Genomic DNA, 22,494 nt, shown 5'->3' with positions numbered 1-22,494 from the left:
AAAAATATTATATTTGCAGCTGATCTGCCATATATTGGCACGACGGGAAACACATCAATAAAGTTATGAATATAAAAAATCGTTTGATTATTATGAACTTCCTGCAATTCTTTGTATGGGGGTCGTGGTTAATTTCATTAGGTGGCTATATGGAAAGAGGCCTCCATTTCGAAGGTGGACAAATCGGAGCTATCTTCGCTACAATGGGAATCGCATCTATCATCATGCCGGGAATAACCGGTATTATTGCCGATAAATGGTTCAACGCCGAACGTCTTTATGGTATTTGTCATTTATTAGGAGCCGGCTGTTTGTTTTACGCATCCACCGCTACCGACTATAATCAAATGTATTGGGCCATGTTACTCAACCTGATGGTTTACATGCCTACCCTTTCCCTTGCCAATACAGTTTCATATAACGCACTTGAACAATATAAATGTGATTTAGTAAAGGATTTCCCGCCTATCCGCGTATGGGGAACCATCGGTTTCATCTGTGCCATGTGGGCAGTAGACCTTACAGGATTCAAGAACTCCAGTGCACAACTTTATGTAGGAGCAAGTTCAGCCTTACTTTTGGGGATATATTCTTTCACGCTGCCTCCCTGTCCACCGGCGAAGAATGAAAATAAAACTTTATTATCTTCTTTCGGACTTGATGCCCTCAGCCTGTTCAAAAGAAAAAAGATGGCTATTTTCTTCTTTTTCTCTATGCTATTGGGTGCGGCATTGCAAATTACAAATACCTATGGTGATGCATTCCTGGGTAGTTTCGCCAAAATACCCGAATTTGCAGATTCCTTTGGTGTCAAACACTCGGTAATTCTACTATCTATCTCACAAATGTCCGAGACCCTGTTTATCCTGGCCATCCCCTTCTTCTTGAGACACTTCGGAATCAAGCGTGTCATGCTGATCAGTATGTTCGCCTGGGTATTCCGATTCGGGCTGTTTGGATTCGGTGATCCGGGTACGGGCATCTGGATGCTGATTTTATCCATGATAGTATATGGTATGGCATTTGACTTCTTCAACATTTCCGGTTCTTTATTTGTTGAATTGGAAACAAAACCTGAGACAAGGGCCAGCGCACAAGGCTTGTTCTTCATTATGACAAACGGACTTGGAGCCGTCATCGGAGGATATGCCAGCGGTGCTGTAGTGGACGCATTCTCCGTATACGAAAACGGAATGTTGGTAAGCCGAGATTGGCCGACCATCTGGTTTATATTTGCAGCATACGCACTGGCCATCGGCATTTTATTTGCCGTTGTCTTCAGATACAAACATCAACCGGGAGAACTTAAGAAAGTGAATAATTAACAATGGATAAGAAAGTAGAACTACAGGTATTGAACATTTCTAACAGCCAGGCGCAGGTGGGTGCCTATGCAATGGTACTGGGAGAAGTAGATGGCGAACGGCAGTTACCTATCATAATAGGACCAGCCGAAGCGCAAGCCACAGCCATTTGCCTGAAAGGAATAAAAGCCCCTCGCCCGCTGACACACGATTTATTTTACTCGTGTTTGAATGTTCTGGGAGCATCTTTGCTCCGGGTACTGATTTATAAAGCAAAAGAAGGTGTCTTTTATTCGTATATCTACTTTAAAAGAGACGAAGAGATTATCCGGATAGACGCACGTACTTCGGATGCGGTAGCATTGGCCGTGAGGGCAGATTGCCCCATATTTATATATGAATCTATCCTTGAACGCGAATGCATTCGGATGACAGACGGTGCTGAACGTCCTGATTCACCGGAAGAAGATGATAACTCACGTACGGAGGCAGTCAGCATCATTTCCCTTGAAGAAGCCTTAAGCAAGGCCATTCAAGAAGAGAATTATGAACTTGCCGCCCGACTGCGTGATGAGATAAACCGACATAAATAAAAGATATGCACGTATTTTATACCCCTGATATACAAACCAATGCTGAGCTTCCGGAAGAGGAGGCGCAGCATTGCGTGCGTGTGCTCCGTCTGACAGCCGGAGACGAAATCACCCTGACCGACGGTAAAGGAAACTTCTATCGGGCAGAGATCAGTGCAGCAACCAATAAACGTTGCCTGGTGAATATTAAAGAAACTATTCATCAAGAGCCTTTATGGCAGGGCCATCTGCATATTGCCATGGCACCGACCAAGAATATGGACCGTAATGAATGGCTCGCTGAAAAAGCGACAGAAATAGGTTTCGATGAATTGACGTTTCTGAACTGTCGCTTTTCCGAACGAAAAGTGATCAAGACGGAACGTATCGAAAAGATATTGGTATCGGCCATCAAACAATCATTAAAGGCACGCTTGCCCCGGTTGAACGAAATGACTGACTTCAATTCGTTCATTGAAAAAGACTTCTCAGGACAAAAATTCATAGCCCACTGTTATGAAGGAGAGAAACCTCTCCTGAAGGATGTACTGAAAAAAGGAGAAGATACATTAGTATTGATCGGGCCGGAGGGCGACTTCAGCGAAGAGGAAGTGAAAAAAGCCATCGAAAAGGGATTCATCCCGATCAGTTTAGGCAAATCACGACTACGAACAGAAACGGCGGCATTAGTGGCTTGCCATACAATGAATATGTAATTTACAGAACTAAATATATAGTAATTATGGTAAAACGAATGATTTCCCGACTTTCGGTACTGGGAGTACTGATTGTTTTCATGGCAGCCTGCTCAAAGAAAGCGGAATATATCCATGTGATTCCTGCTGACGCTTCGGCTGTTGCCTCCGTCAATCTGAATACGCTTGCCGACAAAGCCGGCCTGAATGATAAAGAAAACGAAGGAATGAAACAAAAAATGATGGAAGCCCTGAAAAGCGGAATGAATGCGGCCGCCTTCCAGCAATTGGAAAAGATAATGAAGGATCCTTCCCAATCGGGTATCGATATCAAGGCCCCCGTCTTTGTGTTTACTTCCAAAACGTTCATTACCCCCGCTATGGTTGCCAAGGTTAGCAATATCGACGACTTGCGTGCTTCTCTTGACTTAATGGCCAAAGAGGGAATCTGCCAGCCGATAGCAGAAGAAGACGGATACAGTTTCACTACTCTGCAAAAAAACAGCTTGTTGGTTTTTAATGAAAACGCAGCAGTCTTGACAGAAGCCTACGGAACTTCACAAATGGATGTTGCCAAACAAACCATCTCTACTTTACTAAAACAGACGGAAGAGAACAGTATCATGAAGAACAGCGGTTTCAAAAAGATGCAAAATCAAAAAGGAGACATTAACTTCTTTGCTTCAATGGATGCCGTTCCTAAGATATACTCACAACAAATCAGTATGGGACTTTCTTCACAACTCGATCTAAGCGAAGTAATGGCCGTAGGCAATCTCAACTTTGAGAAAGGAAAGATAGCTCTGCAGATTGAAACTTATTCGGATAACGCCGAAACAGACGCACTGCTAAAGAAGCAGGCTCAAGCTGTGAAAAAACTAAATACAACTTTCCTCCAGAATTTCCCGGAATCGACTCTTGCCTTTCTAAACATAGGAGTCAACGGGGCAGCATTCTATGACCTATTGCTCAACAACGAAGAATTCCGCAGAAACGTTTCACTTGCAAAAGCCGAGGAGGTGAAAAGTTTATTCGCATCTTTCGATGGTGATATCTCTATCGGTCTGATTAACGTAACCATGAACAGTGCACCCACTTTCGCTGCTTATGCCGACGCAAAGAACGGAAATGCCTTGAAAGCATTGTACAATAAAAAGAAAGAATTGAAATTAGGTAGAAATGAAGACATCATCCAACTGGGCGAAAATGAATACGTTTATAAGTCCAACACCAATAATGTGTTCTTTGGCATCCGTAACAAACAAATGTATGCCACCAATGACGAGCTCCTCTACAAGAATATCAGTAAGCCGGTAGACAAATCAATCAAAGATGCCGGATATGTATCGGATATGAAGGGCAAAAATGTGTTCTTTGTCATCAACATGGATGCCATTTTAGATCTTCCTGTCGTGAAAATGATAACCGGTTTCGGTGGCGAAGAATACCAGACTTACTATAAACTTGCTTCACAGATTTCTTATATTGAAGCATTCAGTGACAGCGAAGGTAAGACTGAAACAGCCATTCTCCTGAAAAACAAAGATGTCAACGCTTTAAAACAGATAGTAGACTTTGCCAAGCAATTTGCCGGCATGTAACCTTCAGCGTATGAACAGCATTCACTTACAGCAAACACTTCCCCAAGTGTTTGCTGACCGTAACTCGGTCATTTCGGATGTATGGCATCAAGACCTCTTTTTCCATAAAGGAAAATCTTACTTGATCGAAGCAGCATCCGGTACCGGAAAATCATCGCTATGCAGCTATATCTATGGCTACCGAAACGACTATCAAGGAATTATCAATTTCGATGAAACCAATATAAAAGCATACTCGGTGAAGCAATGGGTTGAACTCAGGAAGCATTCACTGAGTATGCTATTTCAGGATTTGCGCATTTTCACAGAGCTGACTGCCATCGAAAATATCCGGTTAAAGAATAACCTAACCGGATATAAAACCCGGAAAGAGGTATTGGCATTGTTCGAAGCACTGGGACTTTCGGACAAGTTGAATGTAAAAGCAGGAAAACTATCTTTCGGACAACAACAAAGAGTGGCGTTCATCCGGTCACTTTGTCAACCCTTCGACTTTATTTTCCTGGATGAACCCATCAGCCATCTTGACGATGACAACGCACATATCATGGAAGAGTTAGTGACGGGAGAAGCCGAGAAACAAGGGGCGGGTATCATCGTGACGTCCATCGGAAAGCATATCGAGTTAAAGTATGACAGAATATTAAAATTATGAACAACTTAGTCTGGAAGCTGCTCCGTCAGCATATCAGCATCGGTCAGTTGACCGGTTTCTTTTTTGCCAACCTTTTCGGGATGGTCATTGTGTTGCTCAGCGCACAATTCTACAAAGATGTACTTCCCATCTTTACCGAAGGAGATAGTTTCATGAAGAAAGATTATATTATTGCTACCAAGAAAATCAGTACATTAGGGACTTTCGCAGGTAAGAATAACACCTTCTCCCCCGAAGAAATCGAGGAACTGAAACAACAGTCATTCACCCTAACAGTAGGCGCTTTCACCCCTTCGCAATTTAAAGTATCCGCCGGTCTGGGAATGCAGGAAGCAGGAGTACACCTTTCTACGGAAATGTTTTTCGAAGCCGTCCCTGACGAATTCGTAGACGTCAACCTCGACAAATGGTACTTCGATGAAAATACCCATACCCTCCCCATCATCATTCCACGCAATTATCTGAACCTGTATAACTTTGGTTTTGCCCAAAGCCGAAACCTGCCTAAACTCTCGGAAGGCCTGATGAGTCTGATCCAGATGGACATCCTGATGAAGGGGAATGGACGGGTAGAGCAATACAAGGGGAATATCGTCGGCTTTTCCAACCGGTTGAACACCATTCTGGTTCCGCAATCGTTCATGGATTGGGCTAACAAGAACTTCGCACCGGATCGTCAGGCAGATCCTTCACGACTGATTGTTGAAGTAAACAACCCGGCTGACGCCTCTATCGCAAAATATTTTCAGCAGAAAGGTTATGAAACGGAAGACGGGAAACTGGATGCCGGTAAAACGACTTATTTCCTGAGACTGATTGTGGGTATCGTTCTGGCTGTGGGACTATTCATCAGCTTGCTCTCTTTCTATATATTGATGCTCAGCATTTTCTTGTTACTGCAAAAAAACACCACCAAGCTGGAAAGCCTGCTTCTGATAGGATACAGCCCTTCGAAAGTGGCACTCCCCTATCAGACCCTGACAGTAGGACTTAATATTGTAGTGATGTTATTATCCATAGGAATTGTTTCGTGGACACGTGCATCTTATCTCGAAACACTAAACTCACTTTTCCCACAGATACCCTCCGGATCACTTTGGCCCACATTCACTATCGGCATATTGCTGTTCTTACTGGTATCATTCATCAATATCATTGTTTTGAAAAAGAAGATGTTATCTATATGGATGCACAACGCATAAGAGAGATTAGGACATAAAAAAAGGAGCAACGCCTTGCTCCAACCTTTGTTAACCTTAAATCTAATACTATGAAAAACACATTGCAAAGATACGCACTCTTTGGTTATCTGCAAATAATACAAGAAAAAAAGCATGTTTTATAACACCATTTAAGAGTTTAACATCTGCTTTTCACTTCCTTTTTCATATCTTTGTCCAATCATTAATAAAGTTATGACCATGCCGGACTATGATCTGATTGCCATACTTGGCCCCACCGCTTCAGGTAAAACCCCTTTTGCTGCCGCATTAGCTGCAGACTTAGATACTGAAATCATCAGTGCCGATTCACGCCAGATTTACCGGGGAATGGACCTCGGAACAGGCAAAGATCTGGAAGATTACACCATCAACGGGCAGCAAATTCCCTATCACTTGATCGATATTGCCGACCCGGGTTATAAATACAATGTTTTTGAGTATCAACGTGATTTCCTGACAGCTTACGAGACTATTAAACAAAAAGGGCGCCTTCCCGTTCTATGTGGAGGTACGGGACTGTATCTGGAATCGGTACTGAAAGGATATCGCCTGATTCCCGTCCCCGAAAATCAAGAATTGCGCACACGTCTGGCGGAAAAATCATTGGAAGAACTGACCGGCATATTAAGCCAGTATAAGACACTTCATAACTCGACAGATGTAGATACCGTTAAACGGGCAATCCGCGCCATCGAAATTGAAGAATATTACGCAAAGACGCCGATAGAAGAAAGAGAGTTTCCACAACTGAACAGCCTGATTATCGGAGTGGACATCGACCGGGAGTTACGACGGGAAAAAATCACCCGCCGGCTGAAGCAAAGGCTGGATGACGGCATGATAGAAGAGGTACGCCGCTTATTGGCACAAGGAATCCATCCGGATGATCTGATTTATTATGGGTTGGAATACAAATACCTGACTCTGCATGTTATTGGGAAAATGACGTATAAGGAAATGTTCACGGGCTTGGAAACTGCCATTCATCAGTTTGCCAAACGGCAAATGACCTGGTTTAGGGGAATGGAGCGAAGGGGCTTTACCATTCATTGGGTAAATGCTTCACTTCCGATGGAGGAAAAGATTAACTTTGTAAAGCAGAAACTCAAAGAGTTTTAGTAACTTTGGCGAAGTTCTTAACAGCCTTTGCTTTGTTCATCAACTCGTCCCGCCTGCCTGGGCTCATTAGCCCGCGTACGCGGGCTAATGAGCCCAGGCAGGCGGGACGATGAGCCCGCGTATGCGGGACGAGCTAAAGGACGAGGGAAAAGCTAATAAATAACCAATGTCAGACGGTTAAAGTACGGTAAGTCCGTTGTTAATAAACGAATGATCTACCGCTTAAGCAAGAAACCGGTTCGCTGACAGAGAGATTGAATTAGAAGTACGAAATAATAAATGTAAAATCCATGAGCGTAGAACCTGGGAAATGGGGTGTAATCTACAATCCCAAAGCAGGCACACGAAAAGTGCAGAAACGATGGAAAGAAATTAAAAAGTACATGGACTCTAAAGGAGTGTCATACGACTATGTGCAGTCCGAAGGTTTCGGTTCAGTAGAACGACTTGCCGGAATTTTGGCCAACAATGGTTACCGAACCATCGTAGTTGTGGGGGGAGACGGTGCACTGAATGACGCCATCAACGGCATTATGAGCTCGAATGCAGAAAAAAAAGACGAAATAGCCATTGGTATCATCCCTAACGGAATTGGAAACGACTTTGCCAGATATTGGGAACTGAACCTGGAATATAAGCAGGCAGTGGACTGGATCATTAACAACCGCCGAAAGAAAATAGATGTAGGTTACTGCAATTTTTACGATGGCGAGAAGCATCGGCGACGTTATTTCCTGAATGCCGTTAACATAGGGTTAGGGGCACGTATCGTAAAAATCACCGATCAAACCAAACGTTTCTGGGGCGTAAAGTTCCTCTCCTACCTGGCAGCTCTTTTCCTGTTGATATTCGAACGTAAGCTATATCGCTCACATCTCAAGATTAACGACGAACATATACGCGGCCGGATCATGACAGTCTGTGTAGGAAGCGCTACCGGATACGGACAAACTCCAAGCGCTGTTCCTTATAATGGCTGGTTAGATGTATCAGTCATCTACCGTCCTGAGTTCCTGCAAATAATATCCGGACTTTGGATGCTTATCCAGGGACGTATCCTGAATCATAAAGTCGTGAAGTCTTATCGCACCCGGAAAGTAAAGGTATTGCGTGCACAAAATGCCGCAGTCGACCTTGACGGACGTCTCCTGCCACGTCATTTTCCCATCGAAATAGGAATTATTCCGGAAGCAACCACATTGATTATACCCAATTGATAAAATATAAATGTTATGATAGAACAACTGAAAAACAATAAGACGGGAAACTTTTTCCTATTGGCCGGACCATGCGTTATCGAAGGTGAAGAGATGGCCATGCGAATTGCCGAAAGAATAGTAAACATCACCGATAAACTGGGAATTCCTTATGTATTCAAAGGTTCATATCGCAAAGCTAACCGCTCACGCATGGATTCATTCATGGGAATTGGTGATGAAAAGGCATTAAAGGTTCTCGAAAAAGTGCACAAAACCTTCGGAATACCTACCGTAACAGATATTCACGCTGCCGACGAAGCGGCCATGGCGGCCAGTTATGTAGATATTCTGCAAATCCCGGCCTTCTTGTGCCGACAGACGGACTTGCTGGTGGCGGCAGCTAAAACCGGAAAAACGATTAATATCAAAAAAGGACAGTTTCTCTCCCCACTCGCCATGCAATTTGCAGCCGACAAAGTGATAGAAGCCGGAAACAAGAACGTGATGCTGACTGAACGTGGAACAACATTTGGTTATCAGGACTTGGTGATTGATTACAGGGGTATACCGGAAATGCAATCTTTTGGTTATCCGGTCATTCTGGATGTAACCCACTCATTGCAACAACCTAATCAGACAAATGGAGTAACGGGAGGAATGCCGCAATTGATTGAGACGGTGGCCAAAGCCGGTATCGCTGTCGGCGTCGACGGACTTTTCATTGAAACGCACGAAAATCCCACAGTAGCCAAGAGTGACGGTGCCAATATGCTGAAGCTTGACCTATTGGAAGGATTATTGACTAAACTGGTGAAAATTAGAGAAGCGATTATGTGATTTACTTCCCGGCAATGCGACTGATAGAAAAAACAGAAACAAGATTATTCACCACAGAACGCACTGAAAGCACAGAATCTTGTATATAAAAACATCAAAAACGAGAGTGTGATCAGTGTATGCTGCGGTAGATAGAATTCAAAAACAGTATAGCAATGAAACATTTATTCCGTGGTTTACTTTTCGTTGCAGTCATCCTGTGCTGCAACTTCCAGCAGGCCTTTGCACAGCAAATGCCGCCCATCCCTATTGACAAGAATGTACGTATCGGAAAGTTAGACAATGGTCTGACTTACTACATCCGTAAGAACAATCTGCCCGCCAACCGTGCCGACTTCTACATTGCCCAGAAAGTGGGCTCTATCCAAGAAGAAGAAAACCAACGTGGATTGGCACACTTTCTGGAACATATGTGTTTCAATGGGACCACTCACTTCCCGGGTGATGCGCTGAAACAGTATCTGGAACGTATCGGAGTAAAGTTCGGTGAGAATCTGAATGCATATACTTCCATCGACGAAACGGTTTACAACATCTCCAATGTACCGGTCAACACCCCCGGAGCAGTAGATTCTTGTTTACTGATCCTCCACGACTGGAGCAATGACCTGACCCTCGATCCGAAGGAAATTGATAAAGAACGAGGTGTCATCAATGAGGAATGGCGTACCCGTATGAGTGCCATGATGCGTATGCAAGAGAAACTTCTACCGATGATGTATCCGGGCGATAAATATGCCAACAGTTTCCCCATTGGAACCATGGACGTAGTGATGAACTTCAAACCACAAACACTGAGAGACTACTATGAAAAGTGGTACCGTCCGGACCTACAGGGAATCGTCATTGTCGGTGATATCGACGTAGATGCCGTAGAAGCCAAGATCAAAACAATGTTCGCCGATATTCCGGCACAGCCGAATGCCGCCGAACGCATCTATTATCCGGTTGCCGATAATAAAGAACCGATCATCTGTATCCTGAAAGATAAGGAACAACCTCATGTACAGGTTCTTCTTTTCAATAAGCACGAAGCAATTCCTGATAATCAGAAAGGCAATGTGGACTACCTGATACAGCAGTATGCCAAGGATCTGATCAGCAGTATGCTGAACGCACGTTTAAATGAATTGGCACAAACGGCTAACCCGCCTTATATCTATGCCGGAACGCAAGACGGCAACTTTTTCGTATCCAAAACCAAGGATGCCTTTCTCGGAGTTGTGGTCTGCAAAGAAGACAGCATAGATAATGGTATCGCCACCCTGCTGCGCGAAATAGAACGTGCCCGCCAGTTCGGCTTTACCGAAACAGAATACAACCGTGCCCGTGCAGAATACCTACGCCAATTGGAATCGGCTTACAACGAACGGGATAAACAGAAAAATAATAAATATGTGGACGAATATGTCCGTCACTTCCTTGATAACGAACCAATACCGGGTATTGAAAACGAATATACTTTTATCAATCAGATAGCTCCAAATATTCCGGTGGCAGCAATCAACCAATTGATGAAAGGGCTTATTACGGACAATAATCAGGTAGTAGCTCTTTTCGCTCCTGAAAAAGAAGGTCTGAAACTGCCTTCCGAAGCGACCATAAACAAACTGCTGAAAGATGCAAAAGCGGAGAAACTGACTGCTTATGTAGACAAGGTATCAGACGAACCTTTGATGGCCGAAGCTCCGAAAGGGGGGAAAATTGTTTCCGAAACGAAAGATGATATCTTTGGAACAACTACTCTGACTCTATCTAACGGGGTAAAGGTAATTATAAAAAAGACCGATTTCAAAGCAGACGAAATCCGTATGAAAGGTGTCAGTCTGGGAGGCAGTTCTTTATTCCCCGATTCGGAAATCATTAATATAAGTGGTCTGGATGCTGTCGGCGCCGGTGGCTTAGGTAACTTCAGTGCGGTAGATCTTGAGAAAGTGCTTGCCGGAAAGAAAGCATCGGTCAATTACAATATCTCACTCACGACCGAAAACGTTTCAGGAAGTTGCTCTCCCAAAGATTTTGAAACGATGATGCAACTCACTTACCTCACATTCACCGCCCCGCGCAGAGACAACGATGCATTTGCATCTTATAAAAGTCGTAGTAAAGCCACGTTAAAGAATCAGGAACTGAATCCGAATGTGGCATTCAACGACTCCATTCAGGCCGGTGTTTATATGAATCATCCGAGAGCCAGACGCATAAAAGCCGATATGGTGGATCAGATGGATTACAATAAGATTCTGTCTATGTATCAGGATCGTTTTAAAGATGCAAGCGACTTCACATTCATCTTTGTCGGTAACGTAGACGTAGAAAAGATGAAACCGGTCATTGCAGAATATCTGGGTGCACTCCCTGCCATCAATCGTCAGGAGACTTTTAAAGATAACAAAATAGAAGTGCGTCAGGGTGTTTACAAGAACGAATTCACCAAGAAACAGGAAACGCCCAAAGCTTCGGTATTCGTGTTTTATAGCGGAGACTGCAAATATGATCTGAGAAACAACCTTCTGCTCGGCATGACAAGCCAGATACTTGATCTGGTTTACACAGAAAAAGTACGTGAAGACGAGGGAGGTACCTATGGAGTATACGTAGGTGGAAGGTTACAAAAATATCCCAAAGAAAAAATATTTTTGCAGATTATCTTCGATACAGCCCCCGACAAGAAAGAGAAATTGATGAAAATCATCTTTGACGAGATAACCGACATAGCGAAAACCGGTCCGTCAGAAACCAACTTGAATAAGGTGAAAGAGTACATGCTGAAAAAGCATACCGAGGACCTGAAAGAGAATAGCTACTGGTTGGGAAGTATCGACGAATACCTGTATACCGGCGTTAACCGTGTGAATGACTACGAAAAGATAGTCAACAGCATTACGGTAAATGATATCCGGAAATTCGCAGACGACCTGTTCAAACAAAAGAACGAGGTGGAAGTGACAATGGTCAGTGCAGAAAATAAATAATCAATCCTAAAAGCAAAGAGCATCAAAAAATCTTTTCCACCACAGATTTCACAGATTAGAATCACAGTCATTCAAAATCCGAGAATGAAACTCAGACAATGAAAACCGGTGTAATCTGTGGTGGTTTTGCTCTCCCCCCTCCCTTAAACTATAACAAACTATGCTATTCAACGAATTGCGTCGACACGGCAAACTTGCTGCCAAACGGCATCCGATGTACGAAAAGAATAAAATCGGCAAATACATCATGTATGCCTCCTTTATTTTCTGGGGTGCTTACTTTATATTTATTGGCATCGGTCTGGCAAAAGCCATCAGCACAGAAGTTCCCAATATGGAAGCCTATCATATTTTGAACAGTGGACTGATATTTGCGCTTGCCCTGGACTTTGTAATACGTTTCCCCTTCCAAAAAACTCCTACACAAGAAGTAAAGCCTTACCTGCTACTTCCGGTAAAACGAAGCCGTATACTCGACTTTCTGCTTCTCCGCCACGGACTCAGCTCTTTCAATCTTATCTGGCTGTTCCTGTTCGTGCCGTTCGCAGCACTCACAGTCTTTCCTTTTTATGGAATATCAGGAGTTCTCACTTACAGCATCGGCATTTGGTTACTGATGGTTTTCAATGGATATTGGTATCTGCTTTGCCGTACGCTGATTAACGAACATATTTGGTGGGTGTTACTTCCCATCGTTGTCTACAGTGGAATTGCCATCGCTATTTTTATTCCCAAAACGGAATTTATAAGTGACTTTTTCATGAACTTGGGAGAAGGTTATATCGAAGGAAATCTACTTGCTTACCTGGGTACATTGGCAGCCACTGTTCTGATATGGTGTATCAACCGTAAAGTGATGACCGGTTTAATATACAACGAAATCAATAAAGTAGAAGACACAAAAGTAAAAACCGTATCCGAATACCGTTTTCTGGAACGTTACGGAGAAGTGGGCGAATACATGCGCCTGGAGTTGAAAATACTCCTACGAAACAAACGCTGTAAGGCCTCACTCCGATCGGTAGCAATGCTCGTAATCATCTTCTCCATCATACTGAGTTTCAGCAGTACGTATGACCACATGAAGAGTTTTGTCCTGGTATACTCTTTCCTTGGATTCGGTATGGTGATTCTGATACAACTTATGGGATTTGAAGGAAACTATATCGACGGACTGATGACTCGCAAAGAATCTATCAAAAGCCTGTTGACAGCCAAATATTATATCTATAGCTTGGCGGAAATCATTCCGCTGATCCTGCTGATACCGGCTTTTGTGATGGGAAAAGCCAGCCTGCTGGGTGCTGTCGCACTAATCTTTCTGACAACAGGTCCCGTCTATTGCATCTTGTTCCAACTGGCGGTATACAACCATAAAACCGTACCACTCAATGAAAGCATCACAGGCAAACAAAGCACGAATAGCGGAATGCAGATGCTAATCAGTCTTGGAGTTTTCATCGTACCAACCACACTCTATGGTACGCTCCCCATGCTGCTGGGACAAACATGGGCCTACATTGTTATATTAATCATCGGATTAGGCTTCACCCTGACCTCCCCTATGTGGATAAACAATGTGTATGTCCGTTTCATGCAACGCCGCTACGAAAATATGGAAGGATTCAGAGATAGTAAATAACGATTCAATATTTATCAAACAAAAAAGAATATGATTACCATACATAACCTCCGAAAAAATTTCGGTACCCAAACAGCTATCGATATCGATAGCTACACAATCAATCAAGGAGAAATGATTGGCCTGGTAGGTAACAATGGAGCCGGAAAAACAACTTTATTCCGTTTAATGTTAGATTTGCTGAAAGCTGACTCCGGAGAGGTCATTATTAATGACATCCATGTGAATCAAAGTGAAGACTGGAAAAGTTTCACCGGTGCATTTATCGATGATGGTTTTCTGATCGGCTACCTGACTCCGGAGGAGTATTTCTATTTCATCGGCAAAATGTATGGACTGAAAAAAGAGGAGGTGGATGAACGTTTGACCGCTTTCGAACGTTTTATGAACGGAGAAGTACTGGGGCAAAAGAAGTTTATCCGTAATTTTTCCGCGGGAAATAAGCAAAAAATAGGAATCATATCGGCCATGTTGCATTATCCCAAATTGATAATTTTGGATGAACCATTCAACTTTCTCGATCCGAGTTCGCAATCCGTAATCAAGCACCTGCTGAAAAAGTATAATGAAGAACATAATGCCACAGTCATCATTTCGAGCCATAATCTGAACCACACGGTAGATGTTTGTCCCCGCATCGCAGTACTTGAACACGGAATTATCATCCGTGACATTGTGAACGAGAATAATTCGGCTGAAAAAGAACTGGAAGATTACTTTAATGTAGAAGAATAAAAACGTATGAAGAGACATCTTTTTAATCTGCTGCTCCTTACTGCTTTGGTTGTCAGCCTGAGTGCTTGCCGTACTTCTGTCCCCAGACTTGATTATAAGGCACTCGCCCGCGCTTCTGTACGCCTGGGTGTGGACATCGGAATGGAAGATAATCACAAACTTTATCTGGAGGCGGCCCAGTGGATAGGTACCCCTTACCGGGGAGGTGGGGAGACGAAACGTGGTACTGACTGCTCGGGAATGACTTGCCAGATTTATAAAAAGGTGTATCACATCAAACTGCAACGAAGTACAGACGGCCAGAAGAAAGAGAGCAGCAAAGTTGCCCGGCGGAATCTTCGGGAAGGTGATCTGGTATTTTTCAGCAGCCGGAAATCGCGCAGAAAAGTGGCCCACGTGGGCATCTATCTCAAGGATGGAAAGTTTGTTCATGCCAGCACCAGCCAAGGGGTAATTGTCAGCAGCCTCAACGAGCCTTATTACCGTACCCATTGGATATCGGGAGGCAGAGTGCGCAAATAAGCTTTATTGAAATAAAAAAATCACTATCTTTGCCGAAAATTCCGCAAATGAAATACACGGTTTATTTATTCGACTTTGACTATACGTTAGCAGACTCTTCACGCGGTATCGTAACCTGCTTCAGAAGCGTGCTCGAGAGACACGGCTACACCGGTGTCACCGATGATACCATTAAACGTACCATTGGGAAAACGCTTGAAGAATCATTCAGCATCCTTACAGGAATTACTGACGCCAGTCAACTGGAAGCATTCAGACAAGAGTATGCCAAAGAGGCAGATGTATATATGAATGCAAACACCATCCTTTTCCCGGATACTCTCCCCACGCTTACGTACCTGAAAAAACAAGGGGCCCGTATCGGAATCATTTCAACCAAATACCGGTTCCGGATACTGAGTTTCCTGAAAAATCACATGCCGGATGATTGGTTTGACATTATTATCGGAGGTGAAGATGTGACACATCATAAACCCGATCCTGAAGGTTTGTTACTTGCCATTGACCGATTGAAGGCATGCCCCGAAGAAGTATTATACATCGGTGACAGTACAGTGGATGCAGGAACGGCCGCCGCTGCCGGAGTTTCTTTTGTCGGTGTTACCAGCGGTATGACCACTGCCGAAGAGTTTCAGGCTTATCCCTACGACAGAATCATCAGTTCCCTTGGTCAGCTAATTTCCGTTCCGGACGACAAAGCCGACTGTTCGCTCTGAGCAATCAACCGGATGTTATCCATTCGCCGAATAACGGTGCAAAAAGAAAGCAAACATCTGTTTTTTATAACAGAGTCCTTGTCCGTTTCCAATGCTCTGAGAGAAGAAAAAAGCCCAACGGAGGCTTAAGGGGCCGGAGAGCCGGGCTTCCGAGGTTGAAAAGCCGGGCTTTTTGCGAAAAGAAGCAGGCATTTTAGCAGAAAGAAGTAAGCATTTACCCGGAAAGAAGTAAGCATTTACCAAAAATGTCCTTGTGTTTTGAAAATATCTCCTATTGTTTTCTCCAATATCTCCTATTGTTATTCAAAATCCGGCTTGAAAGGAACACTCCATCTTCCGGTTGGCACCCGCAGGCAGAGCTTTCTGGAATGACAGAATAACCGGGATACGATCTCATCCGCAACACTTTCACCGCCGTCAAGACATTTTTCTTTCCTCATGTATACAATCAATCAAAAATCCAAAGAAATATGTCATCAGGAAAAAACTGTAGAATGCGTTTTTTCATTTGGGCAAGCGTCCCCGTCCGAAATAAACGATTCTGAGGAGTTCCGATTATCAAAGTGACAGAATGAATAAAGTCATATTCCATTTAGTAATCAACCTTCTAACTGCCCTTGCCTGAAAGAAGAAAAAGAGTAAAATAACATACTGAACAACAAAAAAGAAAAAGAAAAACTTGTCCGAAACAAATAAAAGCAGTAATTTTGTGCCCTGATTATTCCGCACCGGGTTTGAGCAAGTGTTTTTTAAGTGATTAAAGACCACCCGACGGAGCTAACTTACATTTATTTATATAAGATGTACGCAATTGTAGAAATCAACGGTCAGCAATTTAAAGCTGAAGCTGGCCAGAAATTGTTCGTTCACCACATTCAGAATGCAGAGAATGGTGCAACTGTAGAATTTGACAAAGTTCTTTTGGTAGACAAAGACGGAAACGTTACTGTAGGTGCTCCTACTGTAGACGGTGCAAAAGTAGTTTGCCAGATTGTTTCAAGCCTGGTTAAAGGTGACAAAGTACTTGTTTTCCACAAGAAAAGAAGAAAAGGTCACAGAAAGTTGAACGGTCACCGTCAGCAGTTCACAGAGTTAACAATTACAGAAGTAGTAGCTTAATCAATTTTTAAAAGTAAGAAGAAATGGCACATAAGAAAGGTGTCGGTAGTTCTAAGAACGGCCGCGAATCACAGAGCAAAAGATTAGGCGTTAAGATATTTGGTGGCGAAGCTTGCAAAGCAGGTAACATCATCGTTCGTCAAAGAGGTACTGAATTCCACCCGGGTGAAAACATCGGTATGGGTAAGGACCACACTCTTTTCGCTTTAGTAGACGGAACTGTAAGTTTCAAAGTAGGTAGAGAAGACAGAAGATATGTTTCTATCATCCCTGCTGAAGCAACAGAAGCATAAATTTCCGGAGTTTAAAGGAAATTGTAAGAAATTGAAGAAAGAGATGCAATCGGTTGATTGCGTCTCTTTTCTTTTTTATACAAGACGTATCCTCTTATCTTATTTTTATATATCTTTGTAAACTCAAAGAAGAAAGTTCATAAATAAAGTATAGATATGCTTACCATTAAACAAATTACAGAAAACACAGATGCGGTAATCCGCGGTCTGGAAAAGAAACACTTCAAAGGGGCCAAAGAAACAATTGCCCAAGTGATTGAAGTGAATGACAAAAGACGTAATACACAAAACCAATTAGATAAAAACCTGGCAGAGGTAAATTCGCTCTCGAAAACCATCGGCCAGCTAATGAAAGAAGGAAAAAAGGAAGAAGCCGAAGCTGCGAAAACCCGTGTAGCCGAAATAAAGGAGACCAACAAAACACTACAGGCTGACATGGATCAGGCGGCCAACGACATGCTGAATCTGCTGTATACTATTCCCAATATTCCTTATGACAGCGTACCCGAGGGTGTTGGCGCCGAGGATAATGTTGTAGAAAAAATGGGAGGCATGGAAACTCAACTCCCAACAGATGCACTTCCTCACTGGGAGCTGGCTAAGAAATACGACCTGATCGATTTCGACCTGGGTGTAAAAATCACCGGTGCAGGTTTTCCGGTATACAAAGGTAAAGGTGCTCAATTGCAGCGTGCACTGATTAACTTTTTCCTGGATGAAGCACGTAAATCGGGATATACTGAAATCATGCCCCCAACGGTTGTCAATGCAGCTTCCGGTTACGGAACGGGACAACTTCCGGACAAAGAAGGACAAATGTACCACTGCGAAGTAGACGATCTTTATTTGATCCCGACAGCCGAAGTTCCGGTAACCAACATCTACCGTGACGTGATTCTGGATGAAAAACAACTTCCTATTAAAAACTGTGCTTACACACAGTGCTTCCGCCGTGAAGCCGGTTCCTACGGTAAAGATGTACGCGGCCTGAACCGTCTCCACGAATTTTCTAAAGTAGAATTGGTACGTATAGATAAGCCTGAGCACTCCCGCCAGTCACATCAGGAAATGCTGGATCACGTTGAAGGTTTGCTCCAGAAGTTAGAACTTCCTTACCGCATTCTCCGTCTTTGTGGCGGTGATATGAGTTTTACCGCCGCTCTCTGCTTTGATTTCGAAGTATACTCCGAAGCACAGAAACGCTGGCTGGAAGTCAGCTCCGTATCCAACTTCGATACTTACCAGGCTAACCGGTTGAAATGCCGTTATCGCAGCGGAGAAAAAAAGACCGAGCTTTGCCATACACTGAACGGATCAGCGCTGGCGTTACCCCGTATCGTAGCAGCCCTGCTGGAAAATCATCAGACCCCGGAGGGCATTCGGATCCCGAAAGCATTGGTTCCTTACTGCGGATTTGACATTATCGACTAAAAACAAAACAAGATAAAAGAGCAACCCCTGTATCGGAGTTGCTCTTTTTTTACCTTAAAACACATTTTTACTAACCTCAAAACTCCTATTTTATGAGCTCTACTCAAAAAAACTTTGCTCTGCCGTTAGCATTTATCGGCATCATGTTCTTTGCCATCGGATTCGCATTAGGAATTAACTCCGTTCTGATTCCGGTTTTACAAGGTTCTTTAGGCATCACTTCCGCTGAATCTTATCTTATTATCGCAGCTACTTTCGTACCTTTTCTTATTTTTGGTTATCCGGCTTCGATGACTATCAAAGCTATCGGGTACAAACGTACCATGGCACTCTCATTCGCCATGTTTGCCATTGCTTTCGGTTTGTACATTCCGTCTGCCAGTCAGGAAAGTTTCGCACTTTTCCTGGTAGCATCTTTCGTTAGCGGTACGGCAAATGCATTCTTACAAGCATCTGTTAATCCGTATATCACTATCCTCGGTCCATTGGACAGTGCCGCCAAACGTATCAGCATCATGGGTATCTGTAACAAGTTAGCATGGCCGATTCCTCCATTGTTCCTGGCCTTCCTGATCGGTAAGGAAGTCAGCGACATTACCGTATCAGACTTATTTACTCCGTTTTATGTAATCATCGCCGCCTTCATCTTATTAGGAATCATCTCGCTGATGGCTCCACTGCCGGAAGTAAAAGCAGCCGGCGAAGACGACAGCGAAGGTGGTGCAGAGGCTTGTCCGTATGCAGCCGGCAAAACGTCTGTATGGCAATTCCCGCATCTGCTGTTGGGATGTCTTGCACTCTTCCTCTACGTAGGTGTAGAAACGGTTTCATTGGGTACTCTTGTTGACTACGCCAACAGCCTGCATCTGGAAAACGCAGCAGCTTATGCCTGGATTGCTCCAATCGGAATTGTAATCGGATATATCTGCGGCATCATTTTCATACCTAAATACCTCAATCAGGCTACAGCATTGAAAATCTGTTCCATTCTTGCCATTGCAGGTTCTATCCTGGTAGTATTGACTCCGGCTGATATCTCGATCTACTTCATAGCATTCATAGCATTGGGATGTTCACTGATGTGGCCTGCACTTTGGCCACTCGCCATGGCAGACTTAGGCAAATTCACCAAGGCCGGTTCTTCTTTGTTGATAATGGCTATGGCCGGCGGTGCTGTCATTCCTACCCTGTTCGGATATATCAAAGATATAGCAGGAGCACAAAATGCTTACTGGATCTGCCTCCCCTGCTTCCTCTTTATCCTCTATTATGGAATGGCGGGGTATAAAATCAGAACAAAATAAACAAATATACTCACCTTGAGGACAAAGCCATCCCTTCAAAAGGATGGCTTTTCTTTTGTTATTTACAAATTAGCAGTATCTTTGCACACTAAGAACATTCTGATAGCAATTACGTAATAAATCCAACAAATTAATTAGATAATGAACAAAATCATTAGCAAAGAACATTTCTCGGAGAAAGTATTCAAACTTGTAATTGAAGCTCCGTTGATAGCAAAATCACGCAAGGCTGGTCATTTCGTGATTGTGCGTGTCGGTGAAAAGGGAGAACGTATGCCACTGACCATTGCAGCCGCCGACCCGAAGGCAGGAACCATCACACTGGTTGTTCAGGAGGTAGGACTCTCTTCTACCCGCCTTTGCGAACTAAACGAAGGAGACTATATCACTGACGTAGTAGGCCCGCTGGGACAGGCTACACACATTGAAAACTTCGGAACCGTTGTATGTGCCGGAGGAGGTGTGGGAGTTGCTCCGATGCTACCGATCGTACAAGCGCTTAAAGCAGCCGGCAACCGTGTGATCACTGTATTGGCCGGACGCAGCAAAGAACTGATTATTCTTGAAAAAGAAATGCGCGAAAGTTCGGATGAAGTGATCATAATGACCGATGACGGATCATATGGCCGTAAAGGTCTGGTTACAGAAGGAGTAGAGGAAGTGATCAAGCGGGAGAAAGTGGACAAATGTTTTGCTATCGGCCCGGCTATCATGATGAAATTTGTTTGTTTGCTGACGAAAAAATACGAAATTCCGACCGAAGTATCGTTGAACACAATTATGGTGGACGGTACCGGAATGTGTGGTGCTTGCCGAATCACCATCGGAGGAAAAACCAAATTCGTATGTGTAGACGGTCCGGAGTTTGACGGTCATCAGGTGGATTTCGACGAAATGTTGAAACGCATGGGCGCTTTTAAAGCCATTGAACGTGAAGAACTGCACAAACTCGACGAATGTGAAGCAACTAAAACCATAGACGAAAACGGACGTACCGCTCCTTGGCGCGAAGAACTCCGTAAAGCAATAAAAGCAAAAGACCGTGCAAACATCGAACGCTGCAAAATGAATGAACTCGATCCGGAGTATCGTTCACACAGCCGCAAAGAGGAAGTTAACCAGGGATTAACTAAAGAACAGGCAGTCACAGAAGCACAACGTTGTCTGGATTGTGCCAATCCAGGTTGTATGACCGGTTGTCCGGTAGGTATCGATATTCCCCGTTTCATCAAGAACATCGAACGTGGAGAAATTCTTGAAGCGGCTAAGACACTGAAAGAAACCAGTGCCCTGCCTGCCGTATGTGGCCGTGTATGTCCACAAGAAAAACAATGTGAGTCAAAGTGCATCCATTTGAAAATGGGTAAAGAAGCTGTAGCCATCGGTCATCTCGAACGGTTTGCCGCCGACTACGAACGCGAAAGCGGACAAATCTCTGTTCCGGAAATTGGTGAGAAGAACGGTATCAAAGTAGCTGTCATCGGTTCAGGTCCTGCCGGACTGTCATTTGCCGGGGATATGGCCAAATACGGATATGATGTAACTGTATTCGAAGCGCTGCACGAAATCGGCGGTGTACTTAAATACGGTATTCCTGAATTCCGTCTGCCCAACAAGATTGTAGACGTTGAAATAGAGAATCTTGCCAAAATGGGGGTTACTTTCATCAAGGATTGCATCGTAGGAAAAACAATCGGTGTGGAACAATTGGAGGAAGAAGGCTTCAAAGGCATTTTTGTAGCTTCCGGTGCCGGACTCCCTAACTTCATGAATATACCGGGAGAAAATTCTATCAATATTATGTCTTCCAATGAATATCTGACTCGCGTAAACCTGATGGATGCGGCCAGTCCCGATTCCGATACTCCGGTAGCTTTCGGTAAGAACGTTGCTGTAATTGGGGGTGGCAACACCGCTATGGACTCTGTCCGTACAGCCAAACGCCTGGGAGCAGAACGTGCCATGATTATCTACCGTCGTTCGGAAGAAGAAATGCCGGCACGTCTGGAAGAGGTGAAGCATGCTAAAGAAGAAGGGATAGAATTCCTGACCCTGCACAACCCGATCGAATATCTGGCTGATGAGCAAGGACGTGTGAAACAAGTGGTTTTACAGAAAATGGAACTGGGTGAACCGGATGCTTCAGGGCGACGCAGTCCGGTGCCCATTCAAGGAGCGACAGAAACCATCGACATCGATCTTGCCATTGTCAGCGTAGGCGTGTCACCCAATCCCATTGTTCCCAGCTCTATCAAAGGTCTGGAATTGGGACGTAAAGGTACGATTACCGTTAATGACCAGATGCAATCGTCTATCCCTACCATTTATGCAGGAGGAGACATTGTACGCGGAGGGGCTACCGTAATCCTTGCCATGGGAGACGGACGCCGTGCTGCAGCAGCGATGAACGAACAGTTAAGCTCTAAATAAAGAATCGGAAATCTGCGTTGGTAAGTAATCTACGGTTCGTGATCTCACAACCAATTGCTTACCGACCGCAAATAGACTCTTTGGGCAGAAAGTAACATCAACACGGATCTACCCAATAAAAC

At 43.9% G+C, this 22,494-nt stretch carries 19 protein-coding genes; all 19 read left to right on the top strand.

What is annotated here, in order from left to right; translation table 11 throughout:
- Positions 1–65 precede the first annotated feature (65 nt).
- Positions 66–1,325 (top strand): nucleoside permease, encoded by a 1,260-nt coding sequence (locus QK890_RS15885; protein WP_032538140.1) that lies wholly within the window; start codon positions 66–68, stop codon positions 1,323–1,325.
- Positions 1,326–1,327: 2 nt separating this feature from the next.
- Positions 1,328–1,897 (top strand): bifunctional nuclease family protein, encoded by a 570-nt coding sequence (locus tag QK890_RS15880; protein ID WP_005775764.1) that lies wholly within the window; start codon positions 1,328–1,330, stop codon positions 1,895–1,897.
- A 5-nt stretch (positions 1,898–1,902) separates the two neighbouring features.
- Positions 1,903–2,592 carry a 16S rRNA (uracil(1498)-N(3))-methyltransferase gene (locus tag QK890_RS15875; RefSeq protein ID WP_005810031.1) on the top strand — a complete coding sequence of 230 codons (690 nt, stop codon included), beginning with the start codon at positions 1,903–1,905 and terminating at the stop codon, positions 2,590–2,592.
- A gap of 26 nt (positions 2,593–2,618) precedes the next feature.
- Positions 2,619–4,172: a DUF4836 family protein gene (locus tag QK890_RS15870; protein WP_032539656.1), complete on the top strand. Its 1,554-nt coding sequence runs from the start codon at positions 2,619–2,621 to the stop codon at positions 4,170–4,172.
- A 10-nt stretch (positions 4,173–4,182) separates the two neighbouring features.
- Positions 4,183–4,827, top strand: a complete 645-nt coding sequence (locus tag QK890_RS15865; RefSeq protein ID WP_032537439.1) for an ATP-binding cassette domain-containing protein — start codon at positions 4,183–4,185, stop codon at positions 4,825–4,827.
- Positions 4,824–6,029: a hypothetical protein gene (locus QK890_RS15860; RefSeq protein WP_032539657.1), complete on the top strand. Its 1,206-nt coding sequence runs from the start codon at positions 4,824–4,826 to the stop codon at positions 6,027–6,029. Before QK890_RS15865 ends, QK890_RS15860 begins: the two co-directional genes overlap by 4 nt.
- A 219-nt stretch (positions 6,030–6,248) precedes the next feature.
- Positions 6,249–7,169: a tRNA (adenosine(37)-N6)-dimethylallyltransferase MiaA gene (gene miaA / locus QK890_RS15855; RefSeq protein ID WP_005775759.1), complete on the top strand. Its 921-nt coding sequence runs from the start codon at positions 6,249–6,251 to the stop codon at positions 7,167–7,169.
- 290 nt (positions 7,170–7,459) lie between these two features.
- On the top strand, positions 7,460–8,386 hold the full coding sequence (locus tag QK890_RS15850; RefSeq protein ID WP_367627455.1) for a diacylglycerol kinase family protein: 927 nt from the start codon (positions 7,460–7,462) through the stop codon (positions 8,384–8,386).
- Between the two features lie 15 nt (positions 8,387–8,401).
- A complete protein-coding gene (gene kdsA / locus QK890_RS15845) occupies positions 8,402–9,205 on the top strand; it encodes a 3-deoxy-8-phosphooctulonate synthase (protein ID WP_005775756.1) in 804 nt (267 codons plus the stop codon).
- A 155-nt stretch (positions 9,206–9,360) separates the two neighbouring features.
- The gene (locus tag QK890_RS15840; RefSeq protein ID WP_005810040.1) at positions 9,361–12,180 is read left to right on the top strand and encodes a pitrilysin family protein; all 2,820 of its coding nucleotides are present in this window, start codon (positions 9,361–9,363) and stop codon (positions 12,178–12,180) included.
- 160 nt (positions 12,181–12,340) lie between these two features.
- A complete protein-coding gene (locus tag QK890_RS15835) occupies positions 12,341–13,822 on the top strand; it encodes a DUF5687 family protein (RefSeq protein WP_367627454.1) in 1,482 nt (493 codons plus the stop codon).
- A gap of 30 nt (positions 13,823–13,852) precedes the next feature.
- The gene (locus tag QK890_RS15830) at positions 13,853–14,557 is read left to right on the top strand and encodes an ABC transporter ATP-binding protein (RefSeq protein ID WP_005818635.1); all 705 of its coding nucleotides are present in this window, start codon (positions 13,853–13,855) and stop codon (positions 14,555–14,557) included.
- A gap of 6 nt (positions 14,558–14,563) precedes the next feature.
- Positions 14,564–15,079 carry a C40 family peptidase gene (locus tag QK890_RS15825; RefSeq protein WP_005810046.1) on the top strand — a complete coding sequence of 172 codons (516 nt, stop codon included), beginning with the start codon at positions 14,564–14,566 and terminating at the stop codon, positions 15,077–15,079.
- A gap of 47 nt (positions 15,080–15,126) precedes the next feature.
- Entirely contained in the window at positions 15,127–15,795 is a 669-nt protein-coding gene (locus QK890_RS15820) for an HAD family hydrolase (RefSeq protein ID WP_032531803.1), read from the top strand.
- An 801-nt stretch (positions 15,796–16,596) separates the two neighbouring features.
- Positions 16,597–16,914, top strand: coding sequence for a 50S ribosomal protein L21 (gene rplU / locus QK890_RS15815; RefSeq protein ID WP_005775748.1), 318 nt, complete (start codon positions 16,597–16,599; stop codon positions 16,912–16,914).
- A gap of 23 nt (positions 16,915–16,937) precedes the next feature.
- Entirely contained in the window at positions 16,938–17,207 is a 270-nt protein-coding gene (gene rpmA, locus QK890_RS15810) for a 50S ribosomal protein L27 (protein ID WP_005775747.1), read from the top strand.
- A 156-nt stretch (positions 17,208–17,363) separates the two neighbouring features.
- On the top strand, positions 17,364–18,638 hold the full coding sequence (serS, locus tag QK890_RS15805; RefSeq protein ID WP_005775744.1) for a serine--tRNA ligase: 1,275 nt from the start codon (positions 17,364–17,366) through the stop codon (positions 18,636–18,638).
- A 92-nt stretch (positions 18,639–18,730) separates the two neighbouring features.
- Positions 18,731–19,942: a glucose/galactose MFS transporter gene (gene gluP, locus QK890_RS15800; RefSeq protein ID WP_005775743.1), complete on the top strand. Its 1,212-nt coding sequence runs from the start codon at positions 18,731–18,733 to the stop codon at positions 19,940–19,942.
- Between the two features lie 141 nt (positions 19,943–20,083).
- On the top strand, positions 20,084–22,372 hold the full coding sequence (locus QK890_RS15795) for a bifunctional dihydroorotate dehydrogenase B NAD binding subunit/NADPH-dependent glutamate synthase (protein WP_022012386.1): 2,289 nt from the start codon (positions 20,084–20,086) through the stop codon (positions 22,370–22,372).
- Positions 22,373–22,494: the final 122 nt, after the last annotated feature.

The sequence above is a fragment of the Bacteroides sp. NGMCC 1.200775 genome (assembly GCF_040798045.1).
In the GTDB taxonomy this organism is placed as follows: Bacteria; Bacteroidota; Bacteroidia; order Bacteroidales; family Bacteroidaceae; genus Bacteroides; species Bacteroides hominis.
The sequence above is the reverse complement of the archived record's forward strand: the minus strand, read 5'-3'. Positions and strand labels throughout refer to the sequence as shown.